This window comes from Guptibacillus hwajinpoensis, from assembly GCF_005144865.1.
Lineage (GTDB): Bacteria > Bacillota > Bacilli > Bacillales > Guptibacillaceae > Guptibacillus > Guptibacillus hwajinpoensis_A.
In genome coordinates this window covers 357,984-376,919 of record NZ_SWFM01000003.1, presented here as the reverse complement: position 1 = coordinate 376,919, position 18,936 = coordinate 357,984, and the positions used below count along the sequence as shown (strand labels likewise).

The window sequence follows — 18,936 nt, the reverse complement described above, 5'->3', positions numbered from 1 at the left end:
GTTTTCAGAATTAATTTTGGGTGAGCGAAATAAATTTCAAATAAGTTATTGACGCTTTAATTCCTGGTATGGTATATTAGTTCTTGTCGTTAAGAAATATTCCACAGTAGCTCAGTGGTAGAGCTATCGGCTGTTAACCGATCGGTCGTAGGTTCGAATCCTACCTGTGGAGCCATATGGCGGTGTAGCTCAGCTGGCTAGAGCGTACGGTTCATACCCGTGAGGTCGGGGGTTCGATCCCCTCCGCCGCTACCATTTATTTTCATACGACACACAGTGGCGGTTGTGGCGAAGTGGTTAACGCACCGGATTGTGATTCCGGCATTCGTGGGTTCAATTCCCATCAGCCGCCCCACTTTATTACATAAGGACCCTTAGCTCAGCTGGTTAGAGCTGACGGCTCATAACCGTCCGGTCGCAGGTTCGAGTCCTGCAGGGTCCACCAAATGAATATCGGAGGAATACCCAAGTCTGGCTGAAGGGATCGGTCTTGAAAACCGACAGGGGCTTAATCGCCCGCGGGGGTTCGAATCCCTCTTCCTCCTCCATTTTTAACTTTCAAAGTTAAAAACAGTACACTGTATAATGAAACAGGCACAGCATATATTTATTCATATCGTCGCGGGGTGGAGCAACGAGCGTTACATCATTGAAACAGCAACGAGTTGTTTCGACGGATACGCATCGGAGCATAACCTTGTAGAGGAAGAAACAGTGCGCTGCATAATGAAGCAGGCACAGCATATATTTATTCATATCGTCGCGGGGTGGAGCAGTTCGGTAGCTCGTTGGGCTCATAACCCAAAGGTCGCAGGTTCAAATCCTGCCCCCGCAACCAATAACCAAATTTTCACTACGTGGAATAAGTTTCTACGTTTAAATTTAATTCGGAGTCCCTTTAGGGGCAACCTAAACTCATATCTATGTGCTATTTCCCTCAAACGTAAATGTACAATATATAAATACTGATTTTATTGTGTAGAGATTAACTTATTGTTTTTAAAGTATAAGTACATACAGCAATTACACGTTATACATTCCTCGGCTCTGTAGCTCAGTCGGTAGAGCAGTGGACTGAAAATCCACGTGTCGGCGGTTCGATTCCGTCCGGAGCCACCACTTAATAAAGATCCCACTCGTCAGTTATGGCGAGTTTTTTTGTTGCAATTTTATAATGGAATGTTTAATTTTAAATTTAGCGGGGAAAATCTATATGTGTTATGGAGATTCAAATGTTTATTATTTGAAAACGCATGACAAATCTGCTACTGTAAACTTGTGACGTTATCATGTCCATGTGACGGGCTTCCCGTCGTGACAGCAAGTTACATATTATTTTAAGGAGGAGATTCACAATGGCTAAATTTGAACTACCAGAACTACCTTACGATTACAACGCACTAGAACCACATATTGACGAAGAAACAATGAAGATCCACCACGACAAGCATCATAACGCATATGTAACAAAATTGAATGGTGCACTAGAGGGTCACGAAGACCACGCATCTAAGAGCCTTGAAGATCTTCTTGGTAACCTTGATGCTCTACCTGAAGGCATCCGTACTGCTGTTCGAAACAATGGCGGTGGTCATGCTAACCACTCACTTTTCTGGCAACTTCTAAGCCCTAATGGCGGCGGAGAGCCATCTGGTGACCTAAGTGAAGCAATCAAAAAGAAATTCGGTAGCTTTGAAAGCTTTAAAGAAGATTTCGCTAACGCTGCTGCAGGACGTTTCGGCTCAGGCTGGGCATGGCTTGTAGTTAAAGGCGGAGAACTTGAAGTAACAAGCACACCTAACCAGGATACACCTGTAATGGAAGGTGTTACTCCTATTCTAGGTCTTGATGTTTGGGAGCATGCTTATTATCTTAAGTATCAAAACAAGCGTCCTGATTACATCAGCGCATTCTGGAATGTTGTAAACTGGGATGAAGTTGCTAAGCGTTACGAAGCAGCTAAATAATAAAAGCTATTTGGTTAACCCCGACAACTCTGTTGTCGGGGTTTTTAGTATTCAATACGAACGGAGATCGAACCAAAAATATCCATTGCCTTTTCAATGACGAGATCTGTAATAGTTGAACCGTCTTCAAAGTCGTAATTACTAAATATAAGAATTTGTCTTTCCGACATGGTAATAGTAAGTTCATCCATTCCTTTATTGATGATTATTGTATAGTGATTTTTATGAAATCCATAAGGGCGGTTAAGTTGATTAAGTGCTTCTTCCAACCTTATAAGAAATTGATTTCTAACTTCAGGAATGATTGATTTGTGTTGATGTATAAAGCAGAACATATCATATCCCCTTTCAAAAACAGTTTATCCTTTTTGAAACATCCGCATAACGAGCCGGAATTAATACAAAATAAGGGTGGATGAAAAAAGGGGAGTTTGTTATGAAAGTCATTAAACACATGATTGGTGATATAGAAGTAACAAAAGACTTGTTATTATTGCTTACAATCGGTGGATTATATGCATTGAGCATCGCGCTCTCAAATACGTTTGTAAATGTATACCTGTGGAAACAGTCCGGTGAATTTACCGATATTGGTATTTATAATCTTGCAGTTGTCATAAGTCAGCCCTTGACCTTTATATTGGCTGGTAGGTGGGCAAAAAAAATGGACAGGGTAATTGTATTAAGGATAGGCGTAATATTTCTTGCGCTTTTCTATATTACGGTACTAGCTCTCGGTCAGAATGCAAGTCACTTACTCATCTTACTAGGTGCATTACTTGGCATTGGTTTTGGATTTTATTGGCTAGCTTTTAATGTGTTAACATTTGAGATTACAGAGCCAGAGACAAGAGATTTTTTTAACGGGTTTCTAGGACTACTTACATCCTTTGCAGGGATGATTGGACCGATTTTCGCAGGATTTGTTATTTCAAGTCTTGAAGCATTTACAGGTTATAAAGTGATTTTCGGAGTTTCACTTGCTTTGTTTTTTGCAGCAGTAATCTTAAGTTTCTTCTTGGAAAGACGTTCTGCAAAAGGCACATTTTCATTCAGACGGGTCTTTCAAGAAAGGAAAGCGAATTCAGATTGGTTAAACATATTGCATGCTCACTTCTTTCAGGGAATTAGAGAAGGAACATTTATTTTCATTATTGTCGTGCTTGTCTTTATCACAACTGAAAGTGAACTCGCTATCGGAACGTTCGGACTTGTAAATTCAGCAGTTGCCTTTCTTGCGTATTACTTGGCAACACGATTGATTAAACCACGCTTTAGAAAAAAAGCAATATTATATGGGGGAATCATACTTTATGCCTCTGTTTTTCTTCTCGTATCTGATTTAACTTTTGGGAAGCTGCTGGTGTATGGAATATGTATTTCTCTTGCTTATCCTTTACTTCTTGTGCCATATATTTCGTTAACGTACGATGTTATTGGGAAAGCTTGGAATGCAGCTGAAATGCGAATTGAATATATTGTCGTTCGAGAGGTATATCTCAACTTGGGAAGAATTGTTTCCATTATCCTTTTTCTAATTGCTGTGTCTTTATTTAACGATGCGGAAAGCATCCCCATTTTATTGTTGATTGTAGGTGCAGGGCACTCGTTCATTTATGTGTTTATTAGAAAGCTCAAAAGCAAACCAGTTTCAAAAACAGAATCGCCGCCTGAAGTGTTACAATAGCTCCTTAGTCCCTTTACTTTTGGAACACCAGTAAGTATAGTTAGGAGAAGAGATTACAGAAGGACACCTGTCTGGAACAGGTGTCTATATGTGTTGGAGGGGAGTTTATCTTGAAACATAATAAAAAGAAAAGCCATGTTCCATTCCGGCTTAATATATTGTTTCTATCCGTTTTTCTATTGTTCTCAACGTTGATTTTGCGATTAGGAGTTATCCAAATCGTGAATGGTGAAGAATACCAGCGTGTGTCTGAACAAACAGAAAATGTTACTGCAGAATCGACTGCACCACGGGGTAAAATGTATGATCGATATGGACGGGTACTTGTTGATAATAATCCAGAATTCGCGCTTACATATATTCGTACGCAAAATACTAAACAAGCTGAACGATTAGAGTTAGCAAAGAAATTAGCTGACTATATTGAAAAAGATACAGACGATGTGATTGATCGAGACTTGAAAGATTATTGGATCATTGTCAATCCTGAAGAGGCAAAAGCAAAATTAACAGAAAAAGAATGGGAAGAAATGGAGTCTAGTGATGCTTATCAGCTTCAAATCGAGCGCATTACAGATGAAGATCTAAACACCATTAAAGAAAATCCAGCTGAATTGGAAGTAGCAGCGATTAAAAGAGCGATGGATAGTGGATATGCACTTTCTTCCCAAACCATCAAAGTTGGTTTAACTAAGGATGAAATTGCAAAGGTTAGTGAAAATCTTGGAGAGCTCCCAGGCGTGGAAATTCAGGCTGATGCGACACGAGAGTATCCGTATGGAGACACCCTTCAAACAATCTTTGGTAATGTTGGGCCTATTCCACGGGATGAACTGAGTTACTATGGATTAAGAAACTATGAACGAAACGACCAAGTTGGCATTAGCTATCTTGAGAAAGAATATGAAGAATATTTAAAAGGACAAAAAGAAAAGCTTACTTACGTTACTGATAAATCTGGAGAACCAATCGGTGAGCCAGAAGTGATTGAAGGTAAGAGAGGAAATGACCTTGTTCTGTCGCTGAATATTGAATTGCAACAGGAAGTAGAAAAGATTCTTGATGAAGAGTTGCGTGATGCCAGACAGTATGGAGCTACTCGTGGTTATGTAGTCATGATGAATCCAAAAACTGGCGAAATCCTTTCCCTTGCAGGTAAGGAATATAGCAACGGTAAATTAAAGGACCGCACTTTTGGAGTCATTGGTGACGCATATGCAATGGGGTCGACTGTTAAGGGTGCTACCGTATTAACGGGTTATCAGTATGATGTAATTAACCCAGGGAGGATGCTTGTTGATGAACCATTGTATTTCCCTGGAGGATTAAGGAAGGCGTCCTATACTCCTAAGCCAATGGGATCTATCTCAGATCTTGTGGCTTTACAAAGATCTTCAAACGTTTATATGTTTAGAATTGCAATGATGATGGCTGATTATGATTACGTTCCAAGACAAAGAAATTCATACAATGTCTCAGCTTATGGTCAGATGAAAGAGTCATTTTCTCAGTTTGGACTTGGTGTTAAAACAGGAATTGACTTGCCAGGTGAAGGAACGGGCTTAGGTGGAAATGTGCAAGAGGTAGGTAATATTCTTGACTTTGCGATTGGCCAGTTCGATACGTACACACCAATGCAAATGGCTCAATACATTTCTACAATTGCAAACGGAGGATACAGAGTGGAACCGCACCTCCTAAATGAAGTTCATGAACCATCAGCAGATGAAGGATTGTCGAATACTATTCTTTACCAAAAAACGCCAAAAATTATGAACAAAATCAAAATGAGTGATAGTGAAGTGGCTCATGTTCAAAAAGGCATGTGGATGGTCATGAATACACGCGATGGAACAGCAGGAACGAAATACCCTTATTTCCAAAGCAATAAATACGTTGCAGCTGGTAAAACAGGTACTGCGCAAATTGGAAAAGATGAAGGATACAACCTTACCCTTGTAGGTTATGCCCCTTATGGTGATAACCCTGAAGTAGCTTTCTCAGTCGTCGTTCCAGATGTAAACGACTCAGATTCTGGTAAAGTAAATAAAAAAATCGGAGGACGTATTCTTGACGCATACTTCGATTTAAAAGATGAAGCCAAAAAGCCAAAACCTTCTGAAGAAGAAGGTTCAGAAGAAGATACGAATTAAGAAAACCGCTGAAAAGCGGTTTTTTTATTTGTTAAGGGACACATTAAAAAAAGATGCATCTCAAATATTAAAGAATTCAGATGTGCTGAATGTGTATAAAATCACTTAAATCCCCAAAAAAATACAAATTTAAACGTTTTCCCACATACATTTACAATATCTTTACATTCGGTTTATATGTCATTAATATCTGAGCTGTATTCTTAGACTTGTGATCGGGAGATGGGTAACGGCATCTCGCGAACAAAGTACAAACATCCATTTAGGGGGAAATTACATGAAGTTCAAAGGCATTATGCTTATGCTAGTTATGTCAATGATTTTAGTTTTCGCATCAGCTTGCGGAAACGGTGGTAATTCTAGCAACGGCGAAGGTTCTTCTGATCAAGTTTCTGGAAATGTGTTAATGGACGGATCTTCTACAGTATTTCCGATCATGGAAGCTATTGCGGAAGAATACGCTGCTGAACAACCTGACGTAAAAGTAAGTGTTGGTGTATCTGGTTCTGGCGGTGGATTTGAGAAATTCGCAGCTGGTGAAACAGACATCACTAATGCTTCACGTCCTATTAAAGAAGAAGAAGTAAAAGCACTTGAAGAAGCTGGTATTGACTTTACTGAATTTGAAGTCGCTAAAGATGGACTTTCTATCGTCGTAAATAAAAAAAATGACTGGGTAAATCAGCTTACAGTTGAAGAACTTCAAAAGATTTGGACAGGCGAAGCTACTATGTGGAGCGATATTAACTCTGAATGGCCTAAAGAAAAGATTCAACTATTTAGCCCAGGTACTGACTCAGGAACGTATGACTACTTCAATGAAGTTGTACTAGATGAGCAGCAAATGAATAAAGAAGCAACGCTTTCTGAAGATGATAACGTACTTGTAAATGGTGTAACTGGTTCTAAGAATGGAATGGCATTCTTTGGTTATGCTTACTACCTTGAAAATAAAGAAAACTTAAATGTAGTACCAATTGTAAACGGTGATGGAAAAGCAGTTAAGCCTAATGCTGAGACAATTCAAGATGGAACATACGAGCCACTATCTCGTCCACTTTACACTTATATAAAGCATTCTGCTGTTAAAGATAACCCGGCTGTTTATGATTTCTCTAAATATGCACTAGAAAACGCTGGTGCAATGGCTGATGCTGTTGGTTATGTAGCACTTCCTGAAGAGAAGTACACAGAAGCAACGGATAAGCTTAACGAAATCGCTGGTAAGTAATATTAAATGGAAACAGATTGGTGAGGAGGTGAAGCTCCTCACTTTATCCTGTTTTGCTCTTTTGTGAGGGGGAGTAATATATGCAAGGGTCAGTTCGTCAAATGATAAAAGATAAAAAAGAGAAGCAACAGTCTCGTTCAAAGATTGTAGAAAAACTCGTTCCAGGGTTTTTACTTCTTTGTGCGATCATTTCTGTTTTAACAACACTTGGGATTGTATTTACACTGATTGTTGAAACGATCACATTCTTTAACCACGTTTCAATTATTGAATACTTTACAAGCAAAGACTGGTATCCGTTTTTTGAAAGTGATCCGGACTATGGAATTTGGCCATTGATTTCTGGAACGCTTTTAATTACAGGTATCGCTATGTTAGTAGCAGTTCCATTTGGACTTGGAGCAGCCATTTATTTGAGTGAATATGCAACTGATAGAGTAAGACGAATCATTAAACCGATTCTAGAAGTTTTAGCAGGTATTCCTACTATTGTGTATGGTTTCTTTGCTTTAACCTTTGTCACTCCTGTATTGCAGAATGTTATTCCAAGCCTCCCAGTGTTTAATGCACTGAGTCCAGGTATCGTTATTGGTATCATGATTATCCCTATGATTGCTTCTCTTTCAGAGGATGCGATGAGTTCTGTACCAAATGCGATTCGTGAAGGGGCGCTTGGTCTAGGTGCTACTCGATTTGAGGTTGCTGTTAAAGTAGTTCTTCCAGCAGCGCTATCAGGAATTGTCGCTTCGGTTGTACTTGCTATATCTCGTGCAATTGGTGAGACGATGATCGTAACAGTAGCAGGTGGGGCAACACCGAAACTTACGTTTGATGTAACAGAGTCTATCCAAACAATGACATCTTACATTGTACAAGTAAGTCTTGGTGATGCAGGGTACGGAACAACAATCTACTACAGTATTTATGCCGTTGGTATGACACTGTTCTTATTTACTCTCATTATGAACCTTGTTGCCCAATATATTTCTCGTAGATTCAGGGAGGAATACTAATGCAATTAGTTGATCAGACAAAAGTTAAAAGTAGAATGCAAACCAGGCTTAAACAAAATAAGATTCTTAAAGGGGTTTTCTTTGGAACAACCATTTTTGCACTCGTTGTTCTAGTCATCTTGCTATATCGGATATTGACTCAAGGAATTGGTTATCTAGACTTACAGTTCTTCCAAAATTTCGCTTCAAGGTTCCCAGAAAAAGCAGGGATTAAAGCAGCGTTTTTCGGATCTTTATGGTTAATGGCCGTTATTGCTCCAGTATCATTAATACTTGGGGTAGGAACAGCGATTTACCTAGAGGAATACGCAAAGAAGAACCGATTTACGACATTTATTCAAATTAATATATCTAACCTCGCAGGGGTTCCATCTATTGTATTTGGTTTATTAGGACTAACTGTATTTGTAAGAATGCTTGAGATGGGCAGGAGTGTTCTTGCAGGTGGGTTAACGATGAGTTTGTTGATCTTGCCAATCATTGTAGTAGCAGCTCAAGAGGCAGTTCGTTCTGTACCGAAAGAATTACGTGAAGCATCTTATGCAATGGGTGCAACAAAGTGGCAAACGATTAGAAGAGTTGTCTTACCTGCTTCAATTCCTGGGATATTGACTGGAGGAATTCTAGCATTATCACGAGCGATAGGTGAAACTGCTCCACTTCTTATGATTGGTGCACTTACGTTTGTTGCATATCTACCAGAGAATTTATTATCTGGATTTACTGTTATGCCAATTCAAATATTTAACTGGACAAGTCGTCCACAAACCGAATTCCATGATGTTGCTGCTGCAGGTATTATTGTGTTATTAGCAATGCTTCTTATCATGAACTCAATTGCGGTCTTGATTCGGAATAAATTTTCAAAACGATTATAAGAGAATAGATGCTCTCATCATCAAGTAAAGGGGATTTTGATCATGAAGACAATTATGGATGAAAAGAAGGTTGTAAAAGCTCCTCGTCCGGAAGAAAAGAAAAAAGAAGGCAATACGGTCTATAGTATCGAGAATTTTAACCTGTGGTACGGGAAGGATCAGGCGCTTAAGGATATCAAATTTAACATTCCTGAGAAGCAAGTTACAGCGATCATCGGTCCTTCAGGTTGCGGTAAGTCTACGTTTATTAAAGCACTTAACCGTATGGTTGAAATGGTGCCGATTGTGAAAATGTCTGGTGACATTAACTATCGCGGGAAAAATATCTTTGATAATAAGTACAAAGTAGAAGACCTCCGTACTAAGGTTGGAATGGTTTTCCAGAAACCAAATCCATTCCCTAAATCAATTTATGAAAATGTTGTTTACGGTCCAAAGATTCATGGCATTAAAAACAAGAAGGTCCTTGATGAAATTGTAGAGAAAAGCCTAAAAGGTGCTGCACTTTGGGAAGAAGTTAAAGATCGTTTAAACGAGAATGCATATGGACTCTCAGGTGGTCAGCAACAACGTCTGTGTATTGCACGCTGTCTTGCGATCGAACCAGATGTTATTCTCATGGACGAACCAACTTCTGCGCTTGACCCAATTTCAACACTGAAAGTAGAAGAGCTTGTACAGGAACTGAAAAAGGAATTTAGTATTATCATTGTGACGCACAACATGCAGCAGGCTGCTCGTATCTCTGATAAAACTGCATTTTTCCTAAATGGAGAGGTAGTTGAGTACTCTGATACAAATCAGTTGTTCTCAAACCCTACTGACAAGCGTACGGAAGACTACATCACAGGTCGTTTCGGTTAATATTACTCGGGGGTGAGCATACATGGCAGTTAGAGAGAATTTTCAGGAACAATTAGATGAAATTAAATCACAGCTACTAGAACTAGGTTCTTTAGCGCAAATTGCTGTTGATGAAGCGATCACAGCACTTAAAGATCAAAATGTTGATAAGGCACTAGAGATCATTGATAACGATTATAAAATCAATCGACTTGAAGAAGAAATCAATGAAAGAGCGATCTGGCTTATTGCAAAGGAGCAACCTCTTGCCACTGACCTTAGACGATTAATTTCAGCATTGAAAATTACGACTGATGTCGAGCGCGTTGGAGATCTTGCAGTTAATATTGCGAAGTCGATCATCCGTATTGGTGATAAACCTTTCGTTAAACCAATTGAAGAGATTCCAGCCCTCGCTCAAAAAACGAATAATATGCTTAGAGAAGTACTTGCTTCATTCTACGATGAAGATGTTAACCAGGCGATGGCTGTTGCAGACGCAGATGATGAAATTGATAACATGTATGGTCGCCTTGTTAAAGAATTGCTTGAACTGATGACAAAGCATCCTGAAAGTGTTAGCCAAATTCAGCAGCTTTCCTTTATTTGTCGTTATATCGAGCGGATTGGTGATCACTGTACGAATATTTCAGAAAGTGTCATTTATGTTGTTAAGGGCAAACGTTATGACCTTAATGCTTAAGAAAGAAGTTAGCCACATTCCATTTGGAATGTGGTTTTTCTATTGGTTGAACTTAATTTGAGACCGACAGTAATGACCTGTCTTTTTCTGCAATACACTAATGTAGGAGATGGACAAGGGGGCGTTTAGATGCCAAGACATTTAGTGATTGGGAACGGTCAACTACTTATTAATATGGATCAGTTTTTACAAATTCGTGATATTTACTATCCATATGTAGGACAGCAGAATCACGTACAGGGGCACGCAAACCGAATCGGGGTTTGGGTAGATGGAAAATTCTCATGGCTTCACTCATCTGAATGGGAAATTAATCCTGACTATGATCAGGATACGCTCGTGACGTATAGCACGGCTTATCATCCTCACCTTGGAATTAAACTTGTTTTTGAAGAGGGCGTACACCAGAGAGAAATGTTAATGATTCGTAAAATAACGATTCATAATTTGGAGGATCGGAGCCGTGACGTAAGACTTTTTTTTCATCAAGATTTGAATATCTATGAAACTGAAGTTGGAGACACAGCGTATTACTGTCCTGATACGAAATCCGTTATCCATTATAAGCGGTATCGATATTTTCTATTTAATGGGGAACTCGACGGAACGGGAATCAAGCAATATACAACTGGTGTGAAACGATTTCAGGCAGCGGAAGGAACATGGCGTGATGCAGAGGATGGACATTTACACGTTAATCCAATTGCACAAGGGTCAGTTGATAGTACATTTTCTCTTGAAACAAAATTAGAAGCTAATAATAAGAAAACAGCGTATTACTGGATGACTGTAGGGAGAACAAAAGAGGAAGTTACCAACATTCATGAATACGTAAGTGAGATAGGAACACTTTTAACTGTTGAAAAGATCAGAATGTACTGGAATCGTTGGGTAAACAAGTCTGTTCTACCGGATTCAGACTTGGAACCTGAGCTCCTTTCGTTATATAAGCGCAGTTTGTTAATAGTGCGTACTCAAACGAATCAGAACGGGACAATTATAGCAGCCAATGACTCAGATATCTTACATTATAATCGGGATCATTATAGCTATATGTGGCCAAGAGATGGCGCTCTAATTGCTTCAGCCATGTCAAAGGCAGGTTACCACGGTATGGTTTCCAATTTCTATCGTTGTTGCGCAGAACTTCTCTCGAAGGAGGGATATTTGCATCATAAATACAATCCTGATGGATCTGTAGGATCAAGTTGGCACCCTTATATTGATCGTTCCCAACATTCACAGCTTCCCATCCAAGAAGATGAAACAGGTCTTGTGTTATGGGCATTCTGGGAGCATTACAAATCTACAGGGGATATCGAATTTGCCCAATCTCTATATAAATTTCTTGTAAGACCAGCAGCGAAGTTTTTACTTGAGTTTATGGATGAGAATCTGAATTTACCCCTACCATCCTATGATCTCTGGGAAGAACGCTTTGGAATCTTTAGTTTCACGTCTGCAGCTTGTTATGGTGGATTAATGGCGGCACATTCTTTTGCCAGGCTGTTTGGAGAAGACGACCGAGCAGACAGTTATTATGAGGGAGCGGAGCGTATCAAGACTGGGATTGAAACGCATCTTTACGATAGTGATTGTGCTTGCTTTATTAGAGGACTTTATACAAACAACGAAACAGGAGAAGTTACGAAGGATTATACAATAGAGAGCAGTGTTTTTGGACTGTTTGCTTTTGGTGTTCTGCCTGCTGATGATCCTCGAATTGTTCGAACAATGAAAGAGGTGGAAAAGCGATTGTCAGTCAAAACGAGTATAGGGGGAGTTGCTCGGTATGTAAGCGATTATTATTTTCAGCAATCCCAAAATGTCGACGAAGTTCCAGGGAATCCATGGGTGATTTGCACGCTCTGGATTGCTAAGTGGAAAATTGCTCGTGCACAAACGATTGAACAGTTGTGTGAAGCAAAGACGCATATCAATTGGGTATTTAAACAGGCGCTCTCAAGTGGTATACTACCAGAGCAGGTTCATCCATATACAGGTAAGCCGCTTTCTGTAGCACCACTTACCTGGTCACATGCAACCTATGTTGATGTGGTTAAGGATTATCTTGAGAAATATGAAGAGTTATCAACAAAAACAACTTGATTGAATAAGATTTGTTTGTTATCATAATGAAGTATGTTGTTAAATGAACAGTTTGATAGGATTTGGAGGGATATTCATGCGCGTACAAATTACATTGGCTTGCACTGAAACAGGCGATCGTAACTACATCACGACGAAGAACAAACGTACTAACCCTGATCGTCTTGAACTTAAAAAATACAGCCCAAGACTTAAAAAGCATACGTTACACCGCGAAACAAAGTAAGCAGTAGGATATCCTACTGCTTTTTTATTTGCTCAATATCCCTTAAACTAGAAGTAAAGATAAGTAGGAGGAATGATTGTGCAATCCAAACATGAGTGGCGTACGAATATGAAAGCGCGATTAAATGAAATCACAGCGCATGATAAAGAAACTCTAGATAAAGAAATAGTGGAACGACTGTTTACATATGAACCTTACCTAAAGGCAGAGACAATTGGACTAACAATTGCAATGAAAAGCGAAGTCGATACTAAGAAAATTATTGAATCTGCTTGGGCTGATGGGAAGAAGGTAGCTGTACCAAAGTGTAATCCGAAATCTAAGCAAATGACGTTTTATTACTTAACGGGTTGGGATCAACTTGAAACGGTATATTTCGGCTTAAAGGAACCTAAGCCTGAAGAGACATTCATTTGTCATAGTCATGAGATAGATCTCCTAGTTGTCCCTGGCCTTATTTTTGATCATAAAGGATATAGAATTGGATTTGGCGGAGGGTTTTATGATCGATTCTTGCAGAAGTATCCAAACGAAACAGTCTCTCTTGCTTATGAATTTCAATTAGTGGATTCGGTTCCAGTCGAATCTTTTGATTTACCTGTACAATCAATTATTACAAATGAACAAATTCTAAACGTCAAATGATACTCCTATACTTCTTGTTAAGTGGAATAACAGGTTTTATAGGATTTAAAGTTAATGCACTTACAAAAGGTGGAGCGATCGCTGCTACAATAGTTGGGACTGCGATCGCTTATGGTTTTGAATGGAGAGGACTTCTTCTTCTGGGAATTTTCTTTCTATCTTCGACTATATGGAGTAAATACAAAGCCAGGAAGAAAGAAGCGATAGGAGATATTGTAGAAAAAGGATCTGCAAGAGATCAATACCAGGTAATAGCGAATGGCGGTGCTGCCGCATTTGCGGGTATTATGATGGCGTTCTTTCCATCTAATTGGTGGCTGGTCTTTTTTCTATCGGTCCTTGCAGCTTCTAATTCCGATACCTGGGCTTCTGAGCTTGGCGTTCTTTCTAAACGACCACCATTTCACATTAAGAAAAGACAGTTTGTGCCTCCTGGAACATCTGGAGCAGTTAGCTTGTTTGGCTTAATCGCATCTTTTCTTGGAGCACTGTTGATTGGTAGTGTAGGTGCTCTAGTGTTTGATGTTTCGTTGGCAATTTTGTTATTCGTAACTCTGGGTGGGTTCATTGGGTGTCTCTTTGATACGCTAATTGGTGCGTCGTTACAAGAAGAGTTCCGTTGCCAAATATGCGGGATAAAGACTGAACGTCATGAACATTGTCAAACCGCTACACTCAGAATAAAAGGATTCTCAGGTTTAAATAACGATGTTGTTAATTTTATTTCCTCCATTATCGGTGGACTTTCGGGAGGTATCTGGTTTCTATGAAGATTAATGGTCTATTGCTTGCTGGTGGAGAATCGAGAAGGTTTGGTTCACCAAAAGCTTTTGCGACAATCAACGGGTTACCCTTTTATCGTATTGTTTTGAATCAACTTCTTCCGATTGTAAGTGAAACTGCTATCATAGCAAAGAAAGACTTAATGGATCGGTTTACTATTGATGAGGACGACAGAGTGACACTATTAACTGATAATGAGTCATTTGTAGGTATGGGTCCTCTTGCGGGCATTTATTCTGCTATGGAAAAAACTGAGGGCGATTATTATGTCACTGTTGCATGTGATATGCCCTTACTAACAGAAGGTCTATTATCCATGCTTATAAATGAAATGATGCTCCATCCGGATGCAGTAGCTATTGTACCTGTAAAGGATGGAAGGGTACAGCCACTTTGTGCAATCTATCATTCTTCTTGTGAGAATGTAATTAAAAATCATTTACAAGCTGGTAGAAAGCGAATGATTGATTTACTTAATGAAATTAAGGTGCACTATGTTTCTGTTAACGCATCTAATCAACGTCATTTTATGAATGTGAATACGATCGACGAATATGAGATCCTTCAAAAGGAGATAGACTAAATGGGAGACTTTAAACGTTACTCACGCCAGATGCTTTTTTCACCTATTGGAGAAGAAGGACAGTACCAATTTAGTCAATCAAGTGCTTTGATTGTAGGGATGGGAGCACTTGGAACAGCAATTGCTAATCATCTTGTCCGAGCAGGGTGTGGTTATGTAAGAATAGTTGATCGTGATTACGTAGAGCAAAGCAATTTGCAAAGGCAAATGCTCTTTGACGAAGAAGATGTAGCAGCCTCATTACCGAAAACTGTTGCAGCAAAGAAGAAACTTGAAAAAATGAACTCTTCCATTACGATTGATGCAGTAACAGCAGATGTAAATGCGAGCAACATCATCGAACTCCTCGATGGAATTGACTTTGTTATGGACGGGACCGATAACTTTTCGACTCGCTTTCTTTTAAATGACGCATGCTTTAAGAAGAAAATCCCATTTGTATATGGTGGTGCTGTAAGCTCAAGGGGAATGACAGCTCTGTTTGTACCTGAAGAAACGCCTTGTCTTCGTTGTTTTATACAGAGTGGAGAAGGTTCGTCAGGTGAAACGTGTGACACGATTGGTGTGATTTCACCTATTGTTGATATAATTGCATCTTATCAGGTAACAGAAATCATGAAATATGTATCCGGTGCTCATGATAAACTTCATCGCAGTTTACTTACGTTGGATATTTGGAATAACCATCGTTATGCTATGAAGTTCTCAACGCCAAAAGAAGGTTGCCCAACCTGTCAAAAGCATGAATTTCCAGCGTTAAAGATGGGAAATAGACAAGAAGTAACATCAATGTGTGGCAGAGAAACGATTCAAATTCACCTTGAATCTCAGTTTGATCTACAGGAATGGGCTACAAAACTCGATAAAACAACAACTATTAAGAAAACCCCCTTTCTTCTTAGGGCTCAGCTAGAAGAAGGTGAAAGACTTGTGCTTTTTCCTGATGGTCGAGTTCTCATTCAGGGGACAGAGGATAGTGGAAGAGCAAAAGCCTTATATGCAAGATATATAGGAATGTAGAAATGCATCAGCCTTATGGCTGATGCATTTTCTGTAAACGAATAGATCTTGACAGAGATACAGATCGGTTATAGAATAACAATGTTACTTAAACGCGCAAAAGCATAAAAGTATGAAAGTGATGATTTAGAGGAGTAACTTCTAAGAGAGCAGTAGCAGAGACCTGATGGATGGTGTGAATCAGGGCATCTAGAAGTGAATTTACGTCTAATGAACTTTGTCGGGTCCTCCCGCTATAGAGGATTTAAGGTGGACAGTTTACACTGTCAAAAAGGGTGGTACCGCGAATTCGTTCGTCCCTTCAATTAATGAAGGGCTTTTTTTAATGGAGTAGTAAAGAGAAAGCAACACTATAGATAGGACAACATAGATTGAGGGAGAGAAAGCAATTGAAGAAATTATCATTTTCTATGGCGCTAACTGTAATCGCGCTTCTGATGAGCTGGATGCTTTTTAGTATCATCGTATTAAAAGTAGAGCCACATATGCCATTGCTCGCTGGTATTGTAGGAATGGGTATACTTGGCTTATTACTCGGAATGAAGTGGGAAACAATTGAGAAAGGACTTCTTGAAAGTATAACGACTGGACTAAAACCAATATTAATTTTGTTTATTGTAGGTATGATGATTTCAGTTTGGATGCAAAGCGGGACGGTTCCAACATTATTATATGGTGGTCTTCAGTTTATTCAACCAGAGTGGTTTTTAATTAGCGCACTTATTGTGACGATTATCGTATCCAGTTTTACTGGCAGTTCCTTCACGACAATAGGTACGATCGGAATCGCGATGATGGGAATTGGATCAGCGATGGGAGTAAACCCTGCACTTGCTGCAGGAGCTGTTATATCTGGAGCATGTTTTGGGGACAAAATGTCTCCTCTTTCAGATACCACGAATTTTGCTCCAGCCGTAGCAAAAGTAGATCTGTTCACCCATATTCGTCATATGATGAGAACAACAATCCCAGCTATCATCGTGACGGTTATCTTCTTCTTCATGATGAGCAAGAACTTATCAACTTCGGTTAATCCCGAGGATATGCAGAATGCGATTAAGGTATTAAAGAGTGAATTTAACTTATCGATCTGGACGTTAATTCCTCCTTTAATTGTACTTGTACTTGCTGTGCGTCGGGTACCTGTACTGCTTACCTTATTTGCTGGACTCTTAGCTGGAATTGTTGTGGCCGTATTAACTCAAAGTGTGTACTCTGCCACAAGTATTCTTTCTACTATGCAAAATGGTTTTGTAAGTGAGACATCCAGTGACCTTGTTAATGGCATTATTAACAGAGGCGGGCTTCAATCTATGATGTGGAGCGTTTCCCTTATTGTTCTAGCTCTTGCATTAGGTGGCGTTCTTCAAGTCATGGGGATCATTCAATCGCTAATGAGTGGACTAACTAAACTTCTTAGTAGAAGAGGACATTTAATTTCTGCAACAGCCGGCTCTTCCATTGGTGTCAACCTGCTAACTGGGGAGCAGTATTTATCTATTCTCCTTCCAGGTCAAACGTTTGAACCTTTTTATGATAAAGCAGGTGTAGATCGTAAGTACTTATCTCGTACGCTTGAAGATGCTGGAACATTAGTGAATCCACTGATACCATGGGGAGTTTCAGGAGCGTTTTTTGCTGAAACTCTAGGAGTATCAGTACTGAGCTATCTTCCTTTTGCAATATTTCTATGGTTGTCACCTATATTTACAATCATTCTAGGATATTGGAATGATTTTAAGATGCGTAAAGCGTCACCTATAAAAAATGGATAAAAAAGAACCCTCCTGTAAACAGTAGAACTAAAGTACTTTTTCAGGAGGATTCTTATGAGAATATCGAAACTCATTGTGATATTATCTTTGCTCGTAGTGATCTATGAATACCGTTATCGGATTCTTAATGGGGTGCTGGGTATAGCCGTTATAAGACGCTTTGTTGTTGGAAACACCTTGAAGGTACCTGGGATAAGAAAAAAGCTTTTCACATCCTTTTTGTCTTGAACCTCTCCATCGTGGAGAGGTTTTTTACTTTTATTAAGCAGGTGGAAGGGTTAGAATAATATGGTAAACGAAAGGTCGATTGGTGTATGGAGGTGGTGTGATAAATGAAGTGGACACATATATATTTTGATTTAGATAATACGCTTTATGATCATGAACTAGCTTTTCAAAAAACCATCAAGCATTGTGCAAAGGAAATGCTTGATAGAAAAGGTTCTGAAATTTCACCAGCTCAGTGGTTTAATGTATTTAAAAGATATTGTGACCAATTCTGGGAGAATTACGAGAATGGAAAGTGGTCAAGGGGTACTTATCAAATTCAACGCTATTGCAAAGCGAACGAAGAATTTGATTTATCATGTTCAGAAGAAGAAGCTCTCGCATTCCAGAGAGAATATCAATTAAAGGTGGCGTCTTATGCAGAACTTTATTCAAAAGCTTCTCTTCTGTTATCTCGTCTTCAACTTAGAAACATTCACTTAGGTATCATTACAAATGGTCGAAAGCAAACTCAAATGGCAAAAATAGAAGCGCTTCGCATGTTACAGTGGTTTCCAAGAGAAAATATATTTATTTCAGAGGAAGTCGGTCTAGCTAAGCCGGAAATTGATTTCTTCAACTATGTGAGGAAAGAGGAGGGGCGTTACCTGTACATAGGTGATACATGGGAGCATGACATAGAGCCAGCTATAGAAGCTGGCTTCGATACCATTTATTTTAATTCACGAAATGAGCAAATTGAACAGTCCATTAAACACGTTCCTGAAGTTTCTACATACCAACATTTGTTGAATCTTCTACGTGTTTAAAAATAGAACTTTCTTTTTGGCTCTTTTCTATAGGCTCTTTTCTCTAAGATTGTTGCTTTTAAAAGTATTTTTTTATAAAAAATCAAACATGGCTGATTGGAGCGGAAGGTGCTCGACTCCTGCGGGACTAGCGGGACAGGTGAGACCCCACAGGCGCAATGTTTTTGTGCGCCGAGGAGGCTCACCGCCCGCACCAAGGAAAGCGAGCATCCTGGAGCGGAAATCCCTCACTCTTATAGCAACAATGTTTGCGAAAAGAGCCTTTCTATAAGATGGTTGTTTT

At 39.4% G+C, this 18,936-nt stretch carries 18 protein-coding genes, 7 tRNA genes and 1 other annotated feature; of the genes, 24 read left to right on the top strand and 1 reads right to left on the bottom strand.

All coding sequences use genetic code 11. From position 1 onward, the window contains the following. Window positions 1–100: 100 nt before the first annotated feature. From FBF83_RS12855 to FBF83_RS12820, 8 genes are all read left to right on the top strand, one after another. A tRNA-Asn gene (locus FBF83_RS12855) sits at window positions 101–175 on the top strand. Window positions 176–178: 3 nt separating this feature from the next. Further along, window positions 179–255: transfer RNA gene (locus FBF83_RS12850), tRNA-Met, on the top strand. Window positions 256–279: 24 nt separating this feature from the next. Then, window positions 280–355, top strand: a tRNA-His gene (locus FBF83_RS12845). Window positions 356–368: 13 nt separating this feature from the next. Then, window positions 369–445: transfer RNA gene (locus FBF83_RS12840), tRNA-Ile, on the top strand. A 10-nt stretch (window positions 446–455) separates the two neighbouring features. After that, window positions 456–548 (top strand) — tRNA-Ser (locus FBF83_RS12835). Between the two features lie 213 nt (window positions 549–761). Next, a tRNA-Met gene (locus FBF83_RS12830) sits at window positions 762–838 on the top strand. A 205-nt stretch (window positions 839–1,043) separates the two neighbouring features. Then, window positions 1,044–1,119, top strand: a tRNA-Phe gene (locus FBF83_RS12825). A 236-nt stretch (window positions 1,120–1,355) separates the two neighbouring features. Beyond that, entirely contained in the window at window positions 1,356–1,967 is a 612-nt protein-coding gene (locus FBF83_RS12820) for a superoxide dismutase (protein WP_136947550.1), read from the top strand. A gap of 44 nt (window positions 1,968–2,011) precedes the next feature. Here the strand turns inward: FBF83_RS12820 and FBF83_RS12815 are convergent, their stop codons facing one another. After that, window positions 2,012–2,302 carry a hypothetical protein gene (locus tag FBF83_RS12815; RefSeq protein WP_136947549.1) on the bottom strand — a complete coding sequence of 97 codons (291 nt, stop codon included), beginning with the start codon at window positions 2,300–2,302 and terminating at the stop codon, window positions 2,012–2,014. Window positions 2,303–2,403: 101 nt separating this feature from the next. On the opposite strand from FBF83_RS12815, the gene FBF83_RS12810 reads away from it, so the two are divergent. The 16 genes from FBF83_RS12810 (at window position 2,404) to FBF83_RS12740 (ending at window position 18,653) form a co-directional block, all read left to right on the top strand. Next, window positions 2,404–3,654, top strand: a complete 1,251-nt coding sequence (locus tag FBF83_RS12810; protein WP_136947548.1) for an MFS transporter — start codon at window positions 2,404–2,406, stop codon at window positions 3,652–3,654. 110 nt (window positions 3,655–3,764) lie between these two features. Next, the gene (locus FBF83_RS12805; RefSeq protein ID WP_240688088.1) at window positions 3,765–5,807 is read left to right on the top strand and encodes a peptidoglycan D,D-transpeptidase FtsI family protein; all 2,043 of its coding nucleotides are present in this window, start codon (window positions 3,765–3,767) and stop codon (window positions 5,805–5,807) included. Window positions 5,808–6,084: 277 nt separating this feature from the next. Continuing rightward, entirely contained in the window at window positions 6,085–7,038 is a 954-nt protein-coding gene (locus tag FBF83_RS12800; RefSeq protein WP_136947547.1) for a PstS family phosphate ABC transporter substrate-binding protein, read from the top strand. Between the two features lie 80 nt (window positions 7,039–7,118). Then, window positions 7,119–8,051, top strand: a complete 933-nt coding sequence (gene pstC / locus FBF83_RS12795) for a phosphate ABC transporter permease subunit PstC (protein ID WP_136947546.1) — start codon at window positions 7,119–7,121, stop codon at window positions 8,049–8,051. Further along, window positions 8,051–8,929, top strand: a complete 879-nt coding sequence (pstA, locus tag FBF83_RS12790) for a phosphate ABC transporter permease PstA (RefSeq protein ID WP_136947545.1) — start codon at window positions 8,051–8,053, stop codon at window positions 8,927–8,929. Before pstC ends, pstA begins: the two co-directional genes overlap by 1 nt. 54 nt (window positions 8,930–8,983) lie before the next feature. Further along, entirely contained in the window at window positions 8,984–9,793 is an 810-nt protein-coding gene (gene pstB / locus FBF83_RS12785; protein WP_136947804.1) for a phosphate ABC transporter ATP-binding protein PstB, read from the top strand. A 22-nt stretch (window positions 9,794–9,815) separates the two neighbouring features. Then, complete coding sequence (phoU, locus tag FBF83_RS12780) at window positions 9,816–10,475, top strand: phosphate signaling complex protein PhoU (protein WP_136947544.1); 660 nt, start codon at window positions 9,816–9,818, stop codon at window positions 10,473–10,475. 129 nt (window positions 10,476–10,604) lie between these two features. Further along, window positions 10,605–12,584: a glycoside hydrolase family 15 protein gene (locus FBF83_RS12775; RefSeq protein WP_136947543.1), complete on the top strand. Its 1,980-nt coding sequence runs from the start codon at window positions 10,605–10,607 to the stop codon at window positions 12,582–12,584. A gap of 76 nt (window positions 12,585–12,660) precedes the next feature. Continuing rightward, complete coding sequence (gene rpmG / locus FBF83_RS12770; RefSeq protein WP_136947542.1) at window positions 12,661–12,810, top strand: 50S ribosomal protein L33; 150 nt, start codon at window positions 12,661–12,663, stop codon at window positions 12,808–12,810. 78 nt (window positions 12,811–12,888) lie between these two features. Next, window positions 12,889–13,455 carry a 5-formyltetrahydrofolate cyclo-ligase gene (locus FBF83_RS12765; protein WP_136947541.1) on the top strand — a complete coding sequence of 189 codons (567 nt, stop codon included), beginning with the start codon at window positions 12,889–12,891 and terminating at the stop codon, window positions 13,453–13,455. A gap of 14 nt (window positions 13,456–13,469) precedes the next feature. After that, window positions 13,470–14,225: a DUF92 domain-containing protein gene (locus FBF83_RS12760; protein WP_205665322.1), complete on the top strand. Its 756-nt coding sequence runs from the start codon at window positions 13,470–13,472 to the stop codon at window positions 14,223–14,225. Continuing rightward, entirely contained in the window at window positions 14,222–14,821 is a 600-nt protein-coding gene (locus tag FBF83_RS12755; protein ID WP_136947539.1) for a molybdenum cofactor guanylyltransferase, read from the top strand. The genes FBF83_RS12760 and FBF83_RS12755 overlap by 4 nt, the downstream gene beginning before the upstream one ends. Continuing rightward, a complete protein-coding gene (locus tag FBF83_RS12750) occupies window positions 14,822–15,841 on the top strand; it encodes a ThiF family adenylyltransferase (protein WP_136947538.1) in 1,020 nt (339 codons plus the stop codon). It abuts the gene before it with no gap. Between the two features lie 112 nt (window positions 15,842–15,953). After that, window positions 15,954–16,145 (top strand) — a binding site (T-box leader). Between the two features lie 85 nt (window positions 16,146–16,230). Continuing rightward, window positions 16,231–17,616, top strand: a complete 1,386-nt coding sequence (gene nhaC, locus FBF83_RS12745) for a Na+/H+ antiporter NhaC (RefSeq protein WP_240688086.1) — start codon at window positions 16,231–16,233, stop codon at window positions 17,614–17,616. Between the two features lie 54 nt (window positions 17,617–17,670). Continuing rightward, window positions 17,671–17,844 carry a hypothetical protein gene (locus tag FBF83_RS20920; RefSeq protein WP_169525433.1) on the top strand — a complete coding sequence of 58 codons (174 nt, stop codon included), beginning with the start codon at window positions 17,671–17,673 and terminating at the stop codon, window positions 17,842–17,844. 104 nt (window positions 17,845–17,948) lie between these two features. Next, a complete protein-coding gene (locus FBF83_RS12740; RefSeq protein ID WP_136947537.1) occupies window positions 17,949–18,653 on the top strand; it encodes an HAD family hydrolase in 705 nt (234 codons plus the stop codon). The last annotated feature ends 283 nt before the right edge of the window (window positions 18,654–18,936 follow it).